10 protein-coding genes are annotated in these 13,535 nt (G+C 71.5%); all 10 read left to right on the forward strand.

The features are described from left to right. Positions 1 to 2 precede the first annotated feature (2 nt). The 10 genes from DEJ46_RS24800 to DEJ46_RS24845 all read left to right on the forward strand — a co-directional run bounded on the left by DEJ46_RS24800 (position 3) and on the right by DEJ46_RS24845 (position 13,533). Positions 3 to 1,643: a beta-N-acetylhexosaminidase gene (locus DEJ46_RS24800; protein WP_150269764.1), complete on the forward strand. Its 1,641-nt coding sequence runs from the start codon at positions 3 to 5 to the stop codon at positions 1,641 to 1,643. 249 nt (positions 1,644 to 1,892) lie between these two features. Continuing rightward, positions 1,893 to 2,768 carry an FAD binding domain-containing protein gene (locus DEJ46_RS24805; protein WP_150269765.1) on the forward strand — a complete coding sequence of 292 codons (876 nt, stop codon included), beginning with the start codon at positions 1,893 to 1,895 and terminating at the stop codon, positions 2,766 to 2,768. Beyond that, entirely contained in the window at positions 2,765 to 4,258 is a 1,494-nt protein-coding gene (locus DEJ46_RS24810) for a 2Fe-2S iron-sulfur cluster-binding protein (RefSeq protein ID WP_150269766.1), read from the forward strand. Before DEJ46_RS24805 ends, DEJ46_RS24810 begins: the two co-directional genes overlap by 4 nt. After that, entirely contained in the window at positions 4,255 to 6,582 is a 2,328-nt protein-coding gene (locus tag DEJ46_RS24815; protein WP_150269768.1) for a xanthine dehydrogenase family protein molybdopterin-binding subunit, read from the forward strand. The genes DEJ46_RS24810 and DEJ46_RS24815 overlap by 4 nt, the downstream gene beginning before the upstream one ends. A 121-nt stretch (positions 6,583 to 6,703) precedes the next feature. After that, positions 6,704 to 7,177 carry a hypothetical protein gene (locus DEJ46_RS24820; protein WP_150269770.1) on the forward strand — a complete coding sequence of 158 codons (474 nt, stop codon included), beginning with the start codon at positions 6,704 to 6,706 and terminating at the stop codon, positions 7,175 to 7,177. Between the two features lie 93 nt (positions 7,178 to 7,270). Then, the gene (locus DEJ46_RS24825) at positions 7,271 to 8,758 is read left to right on the forward strand and encodes a WXG100 family type VII secretion target (protein ID WP_223835062.1); all 1,488 of its coding nucleotides are present in this window, start codon (positions 7,271 to 7,273) and stop codon (positions 8,756 to 8,758) included. Between the two features lie 17 nt (positions 8,759 to 8,775). Continuing rightward, complete coding sequence (gene mycP, locus DEJ46_RS24830) at positions 8,776 to 10,014, forward strand: type VII secretion-associated serine protease mycosin (protein WP_150269773.1); 1,239 nt, start codon at positions 8,776 to 8,778, stop codon at positions 10,012 to 10,014. 52 nt (positions 10,015 to 10,066) lie between these two features. Continuing rightward, the gene (locus DEJ46_RS24835; protein ID WP_150269775.1) at positions 10,067 to 10,483 is read left to right on the forward strand and encodes a hypothetical protein; all 417 of its coding nucleotides are present in this window, start codon (positions 10,067 to 10,069) and stop codon (positions 10,481 to 10,483) included. Between the two features lie 63 nt (positions 10,484 to 10,546). Then, positions 10,547 to 12,865 (forward strand): DUF6571 family protein, encoded by a 2,319-nt coding sequence (locus DEJ46_RS24840; protein WP_150269777.1) that lies wholly within the window; start codon positions 10,547 to 10,549, stop codon positions 12,863 to 12,865. Positions 12,866 to 12,882: 17 nt separating this feature from the next. Further along, a complete protein-coding gene (locus DEJ46_RS24845; RefSeq protein WP_223835064.1) occupies positions 12,883 to 13,533 on the forward strand; it encodes a hypothetical protein in 651 nt (216 codons plus the stop codon). Positions 13,534 to 13,535 lie beyond the last annotated feature (2 nt).

Genomic DNA, 13,535 nt, shown 5'->3' on the forward strand with positions numbered 1-13,535 from the left:
CGATGACCGCAGACCACGCCCTGATCCCCGTACCCCTCCTCGTGCGCCGCCCGTCCACCCCCGGCGCCGTTTCTCTCGACGAGCGGACCACGCTCGACACGGGACCCGGCACCGAATCCACCGCCCGCCGGCTCCGCGCCGCCCTGGGCGCCGCCACCGGACTGCCCCTGGCCGACGGAGCGGGACCGCACGCGGTCCGGCTCCGGATCAGCGCGGACGTGGAGCGGGAACACGGCCCCGAGGGCTACCGCCTCACCACGGAAGCCCCCGACGCCGCCGTCCTCGTCGAGGGCGGCGGCCCCGCCGGGGTGTTCTGGGGGGCCCAGACCCTCCGGCAGCTCCTCGGCCCGGAGGCGTACCGCAAGGCGCCCGTGAAGGACGGGAAGTGGGAGCTGCCCCGGATCACGGTCGAGGACCGGCCACGCTTCGGCTGGCGCGGCCTCCTCCTCGACGTCTCCCGGCACTTCATGCCCAAGGACGACGTCCTTCGCTGCCTCGACCTGCTCGCCGCCCACAAGCTCAACGTCTTCCACTTCCACCTCACCGACGACCAGGGCTGGCGCATCGAGATCGAGCGGCACCCCCGCCTCACCGAGGTCGGCGCCTGGCGCTCCCGCAGCAAGTGGGGCCACCGGGCCTCGCCCCTCTGGGACGACACCCCGCACGGCGGCTTCTACACCCAGGACGACATCCGCGAGATCGTCGCGTACGCCGCCGAGCGGCACATCACCGTCGTCCCCGAGATCGACCTCCCCGGCCACGCGCAGGCCGCCATCGCCGCCTACCCCGAGCTCGGCAACACCGACGTCGTCGACACCGCCGCCCTCACCGTCTGGGACACCTGGGGAGTCAACCCGAACGTCCTGGCCCCCACCGAGGCCGTCCTGCGCTTCTACGAGGGCGTCCTGGAGGAGGTCCTCGGACTCTTCCCGTCCACCTTCGTCCACATCGGCGGCGACGAGTGCCCCAAGGACCAGTGGAAGGCCTCCCCGGCCGCCCAGGCCCGCATCGAGGAGCTGGGCGTCGGGGACGAGGACGGCCTCCAGTCCTGGTTCATCCGCCACTTCGACCGCTGGCTCGCCGCGCGAGGACGCCGCCTGATCGGCTGGGACGAGATCCTGGAGGGCGGCCTCGCGGAAGGCGCCGCCGTCTCCTCCTGGCGGGGTTACGCGGGCGGGATCACCGCCGCCGAGGCGGGCCACGACGTCGTCATGTGCCCCGAGCAGCAGGTGTACCTGGACCACCGTCAGGCGCCGGGCGAGGACGAGCCGATGCCCATCGGGTACGTCCGCACCCTGGAGGACGTCTACCGCTTCGATCCCGTTCCGCCGGGCATCTCGCCCAAGGCCGCCGCCCACATCCTGGGAACCCAGGCCAACGTCTGGACGGAGGTCATGGAGAACCGGGCCCGCGTCGACTACCAGGTCTTCCCGCGCCTCGCCGCCTTCGCCGAGGTCGCCTGGTCCGCGCTGCCCGCCCCGGACGACCGCGACTACCCGGGCTTCGAGCGCCGGATGGACACCCACTACCGGCGCCTCGACGCCCTCGGCGTCGACTACCGGCCGCCCGCCGGCCCCCACCCCTGGCAGCGGCGTCCGGGGGTGCTCGGCAGGCCCCTGGAGGGGGCGCCCCCGATCGTGTGAGGCAGCTCGCGTCCCCGGTTCACCCAAGAGCGGCGAAAGGGAAGTTACCGTCCCTCATGGGGCGTCCTGGACGGAACAGTCCTTCGTGGACCCTCGCGCCGGACGGCTCGGAAGATGTGCCAGAGTTGCCACGTCCGGCCTGTGAGCACGTACGGTACGCCCACACGCAGGCGCGACCACAGACGTGACAGCAGGCGCGACGGCCGGGCACAGTCGGGGACCACCGGGACACCGGGAAGGGGCAGCGGGTTGACCACGCACGCACCACAGACGGCGCAGTCCGTGACGCTGCCCGCCTCGCTCGACGAGGCCGTGGCGGCGCTCACGGCCATGCCGGCCGCCGTGCCCGTCGCCGGCGGCACCGACCTGATGGCCGCCGTCAACAGAGGTCAGCTCCGCCCCGCCGGACTCGTCGGCCTGAGCCGCATCAACGAGATCCGCGGCTGGCAGTACCAGGACGGCCACGCCCTCCTCGGCGCGGGCCTCACCCACGCCCGGATGGGCCGCCCCGACTTCGCCGCCCTCATCCCGGCCCTCGCCGCCGCCTCCCGCGCCGCCGGCCCGCCCCAGATCCGCAACGCGGGCACCCTCGGCGGCAACGTGGTCACCGCCGCGCCGACCGGCGACTCGCTGCCCGTGCTCGCCGCCCTGGAGGCCGACCTCGTCGTCCTGGGCCCGCTCGGCACCCGCGAGATCCCCGTCTCCCACCTCCTCGCCGGCCGCGACCTGCTGGCCCCCGGCGAGCTGGTCGGCTTCGTCCGCGTCCCGCTGCTCCACGCCCCCCAGGTCTTCCTCAAGGCCACCGGCCGCACCGGCCCGGCCCGCGCCACCGCCTCCGTCGCCGTCGTCCTCGACCCCGCCCGGCGCGGGGTGCGCTGCGCGGTCGGCGCCGTCGCCCCGATGCCCCTGCGCCCGCTGGAGGCGGAGCGCTGGATCGCCTCGCTGGTGGACTGGGACAACGACCGGGGGCTGGCCCCGGAGGCGCTCACGGCGTTCGGCGAGTACGTCGCCGCCGCATGCATTCCGGACCCGCAGGGCGACGAACAGCTGCCGCCCGCCGTACTGCACCTGCGGCGCACCGTCGCCGCACTCGCCCGACGGGCACTGGGGAGGGCACTGGCATGAGCAACGACCAACAGCACGGGAACCCGGGCGGCTGGGAGCCGATCCCGCAGAGCGAGGGGTACGACGGCGACGCGACCGCCTTCGTCCAGCTGCCGCCCGACTTCATGCTGGACGGCGTGCCCCTGGAGGCGCCGGGCCACGGCTACGTACCGCCGATGATCATGCCGCTGCAGCCGCTCACCCCGGCGGCGGCGACCGACCCCTCGGCGACGGGCACGTGGAACGTGCACCTGCCGACGGAGGCGGAGCAGGTCCAGCACTTCGACCAGGCCGAGCAGGTCCAGGACTACGGTCAGGGCCCGGCGCAGGGGCAGGGTCACGGGACCGAGTACTTCGCTCAGGGCGAGTACGTCGAGCACCCCGAGCACCTTCAGCACGGCGAGCACCTTCAGCACCCCGAGCACGTGCAGCACGGCGAGCACGTGCAGCACGGCGAGCACGTGCAGCACGGCGAGGCGTTCGGCCAGGACCCGCACGCGACGGCGGAGTGGAACTTCGCGGGCGCTGCGGGCTCCACGGGCCAGTGGGAGATCCCGGTCGCCGCACCGGAGCCGGCCGCACCCGGGGCGGTCGTCCAGGAGGCGGCCGTACCGGAGACGGTCGAGCCCCCGCTTCCCCCCTCGTACGACCAGGCCCCGGCGACCCTGCCGGGCGGCGCGGCCGCGCCCTGGGCGCTGCCGGAGGAGCCGGCCTTCGAGGAGCCGGTCGCGGAGAGCGCGGCCGCCGACGAGGACGGCGTGGAGGACGCTCCGGCGGAGGTCCACACGGACCCGGCCGCGGAGGTCCCGGAAGAGGCTCCGGCCGAGGTCCCGGCGGACGTCCCGGACGAGGTCCCGGCGGACGTCCCGGACGAGGTCCCGGCAGAGGGGCTCGGCGCGACGGCCCCCGCGCCCGGCGCCTACGCCTCCACGGACAGCGACGAGCACCCCCACACCTCGTACACCCTGCGGGTCAACGGCACCGACCGGCCCGTCACCGGCTCCTGGATCGGAGAGTCCCTGCTCTACGTCCTGCGCGAGCGCCTCGGCCTCGCCGGAGCCAAGGACGGCTGCTCCCAGGGCGAGTGCGGCGCGTGCAACGTGAAGGTCGACGGCCGGCTCGTCGCCTCCTGCCTGGTGCCGGCGGCGACCGCCGCCGGATCCGAGGTGCGGACGGTCGAGGGCCTCGCCACCGACGGCGAGCCGTCCGACGTGCAGCGGGCGATGTCGAAGTGCGGCACCGTGCAGTGCGGCTTCTGCATCCCCGGCATGTGCATGACCGTGCATGACCTCCTGGAGGGCAACCACGCCCCCACCGAGCTGGAGACCCGCCAGGCCCTCGCCGGCAACCTGTGCCGCTGCTCGGGCTACCGGGGCGTGCTCGAAGCCGTACGGGACGTCGTCGCCGAGCGCGAGGCGAGCGCCGCGGCCTCGGCACCCACCGGTCCCGAGGCGGCCGAGCCCCGCGTACCGCATCAGATTCCCCACGCGCACGACGGAGGCACGGCGTGAGCAGCGACGCGACCACCGCCATTCCCCTTCCCCTCGTCCTGGACACCCCCGGGACACCGGACCAGGAGCAGCCCGCGCACGGCCTCGGCACCTCGCTCCCGCAGGCCGATTCCCGGGCGAAGACCGAGGGCACCTTCCCGTACGCCGCCGACCTGTGGGCCGAGGGCCTGCTCTGGGCCGCGATCCTGCGCTCCCCGCACCCGCACGCCCGGATCGTCTCCGTCGACACGACGGCCGCGACGGCCATGCCGGGCGTACGGGCCGTGGTGACGGCCGCCGACGTGCCGGGCGCGGCGACGTACGGCCGCCGCGTCGCCGACCGGCCCGTCTTCGCCTCCGACCTGGTCCGGCACCACGGCGAGGCCCTCGCGGCCGTCGCCGCCGACCACCCCGACACGGCCCGGCTCGCCGCGGCCGCGATCAGCGTCGAGTACGAGATCCTCGACCCGGTCACCGACCCCGAGAAGGCCTTCGCCGCCGAGGCGCTGCACCCCGACGGCAACCTGATCCGGCACATCCCGCTGCGCTTCGGCGACCCGGAGGCCACCGGCGAGGTCATCGTCGAGGGCCTGTACCGGATCGGCCGCCAGGACCCGGCACCGATCGGAGCCGAGGCCGGCCTCGCCGTGCCCCGCCCCGACGGCGGCGTCGAGCTGTACACGGCCTCGACCGACCCGCACACCGACAGGGACCTGGCCGCCGCCTGCTTCGGTCTCCAGCCCGAGCAGGTCAAGGTCGTCGTGACCGGCGTCCCGGGCGCCACCGGAGACCGGGAGGACCCGGGCTTCCAGATCCCGCTGGGCCTCCTCGCGCTCCGTACCGGCTGCCCCGTCAAGCTCACCGCTACGCGCGAGGAGTCCTTCCTCGGCCACGCCCACCGCCACCCCACCCTGCTGCGCTACCGCCACCACGCGGACGCGGAAGGGCACCTGGTGAAGGTGGAGGCGCAGATCCTGCTCGACGCGGGCGCGTACGCCGACTCCTCGTCCGAGTCGCTCGCGGCGGCCGTGGCCTTCGCCTGCGGCCCGTACGTCGTCCCGCACGCCTTCGTCGAGGGCTGGGCGGTCCGGACGAACAACCCCCCGTCCGGGCATGTGCGCGGCGAGGGCGCGATGCAGGTGTGCGCCGCCTACGAGGCGCAGATGGACAAGCTCGCGGCCAAACTGGGCGTGGACCCGGCCGAGCTGCGCATGCGGAACGTGATGGCGACCGGCGACATCCTGCCGACCGGCCAGACCGTGACCTGCCCGGCCCCGGTGGCCGAACTCCTCTCCGCCGTACGCGACTTCCCCCTCCCGGCGCTCCCCAAGGACACCCCGGAGGACGACTGGCTGCTGCCGGGCGGCCCCGAGGGCGCGGGCGAACCCGGCGCGGTGCGGCGGGGCGTGGGCTACGCCCTCGGCATGGTGCACATGCTGGGCGCGGAGGGCATGGACGAGGTCTCGACCGCCACCGTGCGGGTCATGGACGGGGTGGCCACGGTCATCTGCTCGGCTGTGGACACCGGTTCGGGCTTCTCGACGCTCGCCCGCCAGATCGTGCAGGAGACCCTCGGCATCGACGAGGTGCAGGTCGCGCCCGTCGACACCGACCAGCCGCCGGCCGGCCCTTCGGCCCACGGCCGCCACACCTGGGTCTCGGGCGGGGCGGTGGAGCGCGCCGCCAAGATGGTCCGCACGCAGCTCCTCCAGCCGCTGGCCCACAAGTTCGGCATGTCGACCGAGCTGCTCCAGATCACCGACGGCAAGATCACCTCGTACGACGGTGTCCTGTCGACGACGGTCACGGAGGCGATGGACGGCAAGGAACTCTGGGCCACCGCCCAGTGCCGCCCCCACCCCACCGAGCCGCTCGACGAGGACGGCCAGGGCGACGCCTTCGTCGGCCTCGCCTTCTGCGCGATCCGCGCGGTGGTGGACGTGGACATCGAACTCGGCGCGGTACGGGTCGTGGAAATGGCGGTCGCCCAGGACGTCGGCCGCATCCTCAACCCGGCCCAGCTCGCCACCCGTATCGAGGCGGGCGTCACCCAGGGCGTCGGCGCGGCCCTCACGGAGAACCTCCGCACCGCCCGCGGCCTGGTCCGGCACCCCGACTTCACCGGCTACGCACTTCCGACATCCTTGGATGCCCCGGACATTCGCATCGTGAAACTCATCGAAGAGCGCGATGTCGTCGCCCCGTTCGGAGCGAAGGCGGCGAGCGCCGTCCCGGTCGTCACCTCACCCGCCGCAGTGGCCTCAGCGGTGCGCGCGGCGACCGGACGACCCGTCAACCGCCTCCCGATCCGCCCGCAGGCGGCCGTCGCCGTGCCCAATTCGTAACCATGTGATGTCCGTTGCTTGTGCAACCCGGAGGTGCGCTCTGTCGTCGTTCCTGACTACAGTGAACTCCTAGACTTGAGTTGACGCGGCACGGTAGTTCACACGGGGGAGGAGCGCGGGCATGGAAGCCTCGTTGGGTGGGATGGCGTCCGGGATGCGGGCGATGGCCGTCAAGTACAGCGCCGACTCCATGGAGACGTTCAGGAAGCAGGTCGAGGGGCTGATCGAGGAGCTCCAGGGCTCGCCCGCCGGCCCCGGGAAGCTGAAGGCCGATAATCCGGTGACCCGCACCCAGTTCGGTGGCGGCGGGGCGGCCTGGGGCGAGGCCCAGGGCGCCTACGCGGCGTACGACGGGACCCTCTCGCGCCTCGTGGAGCTCTCCGGCCTGCTCAACGACTGCCTGGAAGGGCTCGGGATCGCGGTCGTCGCCTCGAAGAACGGCTTCGAGGAGATGGACGACGACATCAAGCGCAAGATGATCGACATCCACCAGCGGACCTTCGACGCCAAGGAGAAGGCGGACAAGGAAGCGGGCCGCGGAGCGCCGGAGAGCGAAGGCGCCAAGGGTCTTGAGGATGGCGGCATCTACAAGTAGGCGGGTGTCGGACAGAATTTCGGGGACACGGGGAAGAGGCGAGAGATGAGGCCTGCAGAGGGCGGCGGAGGCGGCGGAACGAACTTCCGCGCCATGTCCCATCAGCAGATGTTGGCGTGGCTGGACGAGGCCAGCAGTTTCTATGTAGGCGACGCGGCGCAGCGACTGAAGTCGGTCTCGGAGCAGCTGGAGACGATCGCCGCAGAGCTGAGCGCCAGCATGCGGCGCATGGACTGGGAGGGCGAGGCCGAGAAGGCCTTCGTCGAGTGGGCCACCAACGTGGCCAATTCGACGAAGGGGCTCGCGGACTACAGCAAGGCCGGGGCCAAGTGGATGGAGGAGAACTCCTCCGCCATCGCCTCGGCGCAGAGCGCCATGCCCCGGTACACGTCCCACGCGTCCGCCAAGGAGAACCTCGAAGCGGCGCTGAAGTACCGCAACGACCCCGACTCGCGGCACATCGCCGGCCAGGCCCGGTCCTCGATGGCCGCGAGCGAGGAGCTCGCCGCCATCGAAGCCAAGGAGGCGGCGAACAAGGAGGCGGCGGCCAAGGAGATGGACCGCCTCTCGTCCGCGTACGCGTGGTCGAGCTCCAACATGAGGAACAACGTTCCTCCGACGTTCCCGCCGCCGCCGGGGGCGTTCGTGCCGGCGGACCCCGGAACTAATCGGAACGTGACCGATCGCGTCCAGTACCCGACCAGCGACAGCCGTACCACGGGCCCGGACACACGGACAGGTACGGACAGCAGCCGCACACAGCCGGACACCCGGACCACGCCCGACTCGCCGGTGACCCCGCCGACGGGCGACCGGACCGGCCCGACGGACGTGGTCAAGCCTGGCGACAGGCCCGACGTCCCGACCGACGTCAGGCCCGAAGTTCCCGTGGACCTCGGCATCGACAACGTGGACACGCTGCCGCAGCAGACGCCCACCACGACCGGCCCCGGACCGACGCAGAACACGCCGCCGCCGGTCACCAAGGACGGCGGTACGCCTCCGTACGTGACCACGGGCATGCCGCCGTTCCCCTCGAAGAGCGGACAGGGTCCCCTGACCTCCACTCCGCCCATCAGCGGGGGCAACGGGAACCCTCGTGGCCCGGTGCCCGGCAGCCAGCGCACCGGTCTCAGCGTTCCCCGCGAGGGCATCAGTGGCGGACGCCAGGTGCAGAGCACGCACGGGCGTCCCGCGACCGGCATCCCGCGCAGCACCGTCATCGGCACGGAGCAGGGCGCGCGTAACGGCACGGGCATGGGCCGTGGCCCCATGGGCGGTGGCATGGGCACCTCCATGGGCGGTGGCATGGGCGCCGGCCAGAACGGCATCAGCGGCGGTCGTCGACTCGCCGGTGAGTCCGGCGGGGTCGTCGGCGGCAAGGCGCAGCGCCCCGGCGCTGCGGCGGGCGCCGGTGCGCGTCCCTTCACGCCCGGCGGCTCCGGCCTCGTGCGCGGAGCCACGACACCGGCCGGCCGCGAGCGCGAGGAAACGAACGGAGAGCGTCCCGACTACCTTGTCGAGGACGAGGAGACCTGGCAGCAGGGCAACCGCCGCGTGGCGCCGCCCGTCATCGACTGATCAGCGCGAGGAAGCAGATGTCTACCAGCAGTACGCGTCGGAGCCGTGCCCGAGTCACCGCCTCGGCCGCCTTGGGGATGCTGCTGGTGGGCATCGCCTCCGTTCCCGCCCAGGCAGCGGGTGCCCGTGACCAGCAGTGGCACCTCGACGCCATGGGGGCCGAGGAGATCTGGCAGCTCAGCACAGGCAAAGGCGTCACGGTCGCAGTGATCGACAGCGGCGTGGAGGCCACCCACCCCGACCTCCAGGGGCGGGTTCTGGACGGTAAGGACCTGGCCCCCAAGGCGGCCGGGGACGAACACACCGACCTCGCGAACCATGGCACGGGCATGGCGGGGATGATCGCCGGGACGGGCAAGGCCAACGGCGGGGCGGGGGCGTTCGGCCTCGCCCCCGGGGCGAAGATCCTCCCCATTCGACTTCCGGCCCCGGACCAGGACCGCAGCGCCGCGGCCTCGGACGAGCAGTTCAACAGGGTGGCCCCCGAGGCCATCCGGTTCGCGGTCGACTCCGGCGCCAAGGTCATCAACATCTCGCAGGGCGTCAACGCGGGCTCGAAGGCGCTCACGGATGCTGTGAAGTACGCCCTCGACAAGGGGTCCCTCGTCTTCGCCTCCGTCGGCAACACCGGCGACAAGAGCAACAGAGTGGAGTACCCGGGGGCCACTCCCGGCGTCGTCGGTGTCGGTGCCTCCGACAACAAGGGGAAGCACGTCCCGACGTCCCAGCACGGTGACCAGGTCGACATCGTGGCCCCCGGCAAGGACATCTTCGCCGCGTGCAACAACGGTGGCTTCTGCAAGTCCAGCGGCACCAGTGACGCCACCGCCCTCGCCTCCGCCGCCGCCGCGCTCCTCTGGTCGAAGCATCCCGACTGGACCAACAACCAGGTCCTGAAGGTCATGCTCAACACCGTCGCCAAGCCCGCCGGGGACGAGAAGCGCAGTGACTTCCTCGGGTACGGAGCCATCCGCCCGCTCCGTGCGCTGAAGACGCCCGGTGACCCCGGTCCGGCCGACGTCCGGCCCATCGACGACCTCACCGAGGTCGCGACCGCCACGCCTTCCGCTCCCGCGACCACCGCCCCGGCCGACCCCGGTCCGGTGGAGGCCACCACCGTCGCCCCCGCGCCGGCCCCGCAGGCCGCGGCAGAGGAAGGCGGGAACACCGGGCTCTGGATCGGGCTCGGGGTCGGTGCGGCCGTGCTGCTCGGTGTCGGTGTCGCCGTACCCGTACTCCGTTCACGGCGGAACTGACTCCGTCCTGCACAGCCACTGAACAACGTCCGTGACTCACCAGGGGAAGTAGATGTCGTTCGACGAGGAGTGGGGCCAAGTCCGCAGCGAGAGCGCTGCCATGAGGCTCAACAGCGTGCCCGCCGAGTCCGGCGGGGGCGGTGGTGCCAGTGACTACAAGGTGACGTCCGCCGACCTCAAGGCCATCGGCAACGAGGCCCAGGAGCTCTTCCACTGGTTCGAGCGGGACGCCTTCCACGCCGGCGCCCAGACGGACGCGGCGGCCAAGAGCCTCGACGGCGACGGGTTCCTGACCGGATCCGCGATGTGGACCATGTGGGACAGCTGGCGCGGCCAGGCCGAGACGCTCCTCAGCGCCTGCGCGCACATCCACAACCACCTCGAGGACACGGTCCTCAGCCACGCGAACCATGAAGAAGTGCTGGTCACGAACTTCTCCATGTCCACGATCAACGAGCACTTCAAGTAAGCCTGCGACGGCAGGGCAGGCGGCACCGCAAGCGGCACGGCAACAGCTGACGAGGGACGTTAGATGCTGAAGTTCGACCAGGTTCTCCATGCCCGGCTCGGCAGCCTCAAGGAGGCGGCCACGGTCTGGTCGGAGGCGGTGTCCAAGCTGGAGAAGTCCAAGGAGAAGGCCGACAACGGCCTCAAGGGCAAGGCCGAGAAGGCCGACTGGAAGGGCGAGAACGCCGGGGTCACCCAGGAGTTCGTCCGGAAGACCGCCAAGGAGTTCGGCGACGCCCTCATCGGGGCGACCAGCATCCGCAACATCCTGCGAGACGCGGAGAGCGAGTTCCAGGCCGCGAAGACCGAGCTGGAGAAGCTCGTCGCGGAAGCCCCCGGCAAGGGCATACGCATCGACCAGGACGGTGTCGTCAGCTACCTGATCCACCCCGACCGCCGCTCCAAGGACTACGACGGGCCCAAGCCCGAGCAGGCCGACTTCGAGGCCATGCGGTCCGCCATCAAGGCCGCGATCGACCGCGCGAACAACGCCGACGACGTGGCGTCGCGCGCGCTCCGCAGCCTCGTCGGCAACGACCAGAACAACTTCGCCGGCACGAAGTACGACTCGCTCGCCGCCGCCTCGAAGGCGCAGGACGCCGAGGACGCGCATGCCGCCTACGAGCTGTACAAGAAGGGCGACGACGCCACCCCGGCCGAGATCGACAGGCTCAACGCCCTCTTCAAGGCCAACCAGAAGGACCCGTACTTCGCCGAGAAGTTCGCCCTGGAGGTCGGGCCGAAGGGCAGCATGGAGTACTGGGCGGACATGGGCGACCCGAGCGACGGCTCGCGCCTCGGTGTCGACCACCGCGACAAGCTGAAGGAGCTCCAGACCAACTGGAGCATGACGCTCGCCACCGCCACCCACTCCACGAGCCCCGAGATGGAGCAGTGGAAGTCCGACGTCATCAAGGCCGGCAGCGAGCCGATCCAGACGCGCGGCACCAGCCCGTACGGCTTCCAGGTCATGAGCAACCTGATGCGCGTCGGCGACTACGACGACAAGTTCCTCAAGGACTACGGCAACGGCCTCGTCACCACCGAGCGCAAGATGACGCACGACGGACGGCTGCCCGCCGACCGTGCCTGGCGCCAGCTGACCGGCATGCCGAGCCACCTGAACTGGCAGGGCGGCGACCTCGGCAACGACCCCATGATCGGCTTCATGGAGGCGCTCGGGCACAACCCCAAGGCGTCGACGGACTTCTTCAACAGCAGCATCGACGTCACGCCCGAGAACACCAAGGACAACAAGAAGCTCGACCCCTTCGACTACTTCTCCAAGGACCGCGAGTGGCCCGAGGAGATCAACGACAAGGGCGACAGGACCAGGGAGCCCGGCTACAACGCGCTCGGCCACGCCCTCGAATCCGCGACCACCGGCCATCCGTACGACGCCGAGACCGAGGGTCTCAAGGACGTGCGGACCAAGGAGAACGCGGAGGTCATGCAGAAGGTCGTCGAGCACTACGGCAGCGACCCGAAGTACATGCACGAGCAGAAGGGCATCGACGACAGCCTCGGCAAGATGGGCGCCGCCTACATCGACGAGCTGAACCGCTCCCTGGAGACGGACAGCGACACGACGATGGAGGAGAAGACGAACTCCCCCTTCGGCAACAACGACGACAAGGGCAAGTCGCGGTTCGGCGAGGAGTTCGACACCGGGCTGCTCTGGAACCGCGGCGACGCCGTCAACTTCATGGGCATCGTGTCGCAGAGCGAGACCGGGCACTCCACGCTCTCGGCGGCCGAGATGCTGTACACGACGAGCGTCCTGGACGAGGTCGGCCCCAAGCCCGGCTCCACCTTCGAGGACCGCGACCTCACCGACGCCCGGACGACCCTGCGCGTCGGGTCGGAGGCGCAGGGAATCATGGACGAGTCCCGCATGGCGCAGATCGACAAGGACTACGAGAAGGACTCCGAGGAGCACAAGAAGGCCGTCGGCAGGACCACCGAATGGGTCAAGTTCGGGGTCGGCGCGGTCGCCGCGGGTGGTGTCGTCGCCCTGACCGGTGGCGCCGGTGGCGTGCTCGTACCGCTGGCGGCCGAGACGGTGGGCGGCGCCGTGGTCACCTTCATCGGCATGGAAGCCGACGACATGGCCGAGAAGTACGAGAAGGACGAACTGCTCAAGAAGAAGTCGGACGACCTGAAGGACGAGGCACTGGCCATGGGCAAGGAGAACTCGCTCAGGCCGGGCATCGCCTACGCGAACGCCCCCGGCTGGAGCGAGCGGGACCGCAACTACCTCGACGAGGAGCTGGTCAAGTACGTCCGGGACTCGCGCATGCACTCCCGCGACAACTCGCTCCCCGACCCGTACGAGAAGAAGTGACGGGTATGAGGAACGCGATGGCAGGAATCGGTGCGGCCGTCGCCGTGGCCGCTCTCCTCACGGGCTGCTCCGGCGGCGACACCGGCGACGGTGCGGAGGAGGCGAAGGGCCTGACGGCGGCCGAGGTGTGCCGTGGCTTCGCGAAGGACGCGCCCACCGTGGCCGCGCTCACGGCCGCGATGGGCAGCGAGCGCTTCCGCGACGGCATGTCCGAGCCGGACAAGGCTCTCGACCTGCTGAAGGACGCGACCGAGGCGCCCCTGGCCGATTCGTACCGGCCGCAGCCGGTGAAGTACTGCTGGCTCCTGCCCGCAGAGGGGGAGAAGGACGGCCTCTCCATCGAGTTCGGCCCGGCGAAGAAGGCCCCGGGGCTGAATCAGGAACACGCCAAGGTCGTGACCTCCTACGCCTCGGGCCTGCAGGCGTACTCCTCCTCGGGGCTCGGCAGGCTCTACTTCTCCTGCAGTCTCAAGGAGCCGGCCCACGACATCGTCGTCGAGGCGGTCGTCCACGGCCCCGGAGGCATCCCGGAAACGGACCTGGAGCAGCGCACCCGGCTGATCACCCTCGCCAACGCGGCGGCCCGGCAGGTCTCCGAGAAGCTGGGCTGCGAGAAGGACGGGCTGGCGACGGGCGTGCCCTCGCCCACCGCGCACCCGACGTCGTGAGG

Source organism: Streptomyces venezuelae (genome assembly GCF_008642375.1).
Lineage (GTDB): Bacteria > Actinomycetota > Actinomycetes > Streptomycetales > Streptomycetaceae > Streptomyces > Streptomyces venezuelae_G.

Excerpts from the sequence above, each read along its gene's own strand:
- DEJ46_RS24800 (WP_150269764.1), top strand. The coding sequence starts at position 3 with ATGACCGCAGACCACGCCCTGATCCCCGTACCCCTCCTCGTGCGCCGC.
- DEJ46_RS24810 (WP_150269766.1), top strand. The coding sequence starts at position 2,765 with ATGAGCAACGACCAACAGCACGGGAACCCGGGCGGCTGGGAGCCGATC.
- DEJ46_RS24820 (WP_150269770.1), top strand. The coding sequence starts at position 6,704 with ATGGAAGCCTCGTTGGGTGGGATGGCGTCCGGGATGCGGGCGATGGCC.
- DEJ46_RS24825 (WP_223835062.1), top strand. The coding sequence starts at position 7,271 with ATGTCCCATCAGCAGATGTTGGCGTGGCTGGACGAGGCCAGCAGTTTC.
- mycP (WP_150269773.1), top strand. The coding sequence starts at position 8,776 with ATGTCTACCAGCAGTACGCGTCGGAGCCGTGCCCGAGTCACCGCCTCG.
- DEJ46_RS24835 (WP_150269775.1), top strand. The coding sequence starts at position 10,067 with ATGTCGTTCGACGAGGAGTGGGGCCAAGTCCGCAGCGAGAGCGCTGCC.
- DEJ46_RS24840 (WP_150269777.1), top strand. The coding sequence starts at position 10,547 with ATGCTGAAGTTCGACCAGGTTCTCCATGCCCGGCTCGGCAGCCTCAAG.
- DEJ46_RS24845 (WP_223835064.1), top strand. The coding sequence starts at position 12,883 with ATGGCAGGAATCGGTGCGGCCGTCGCCGTGGCCGCTCTCCTCACGGGC.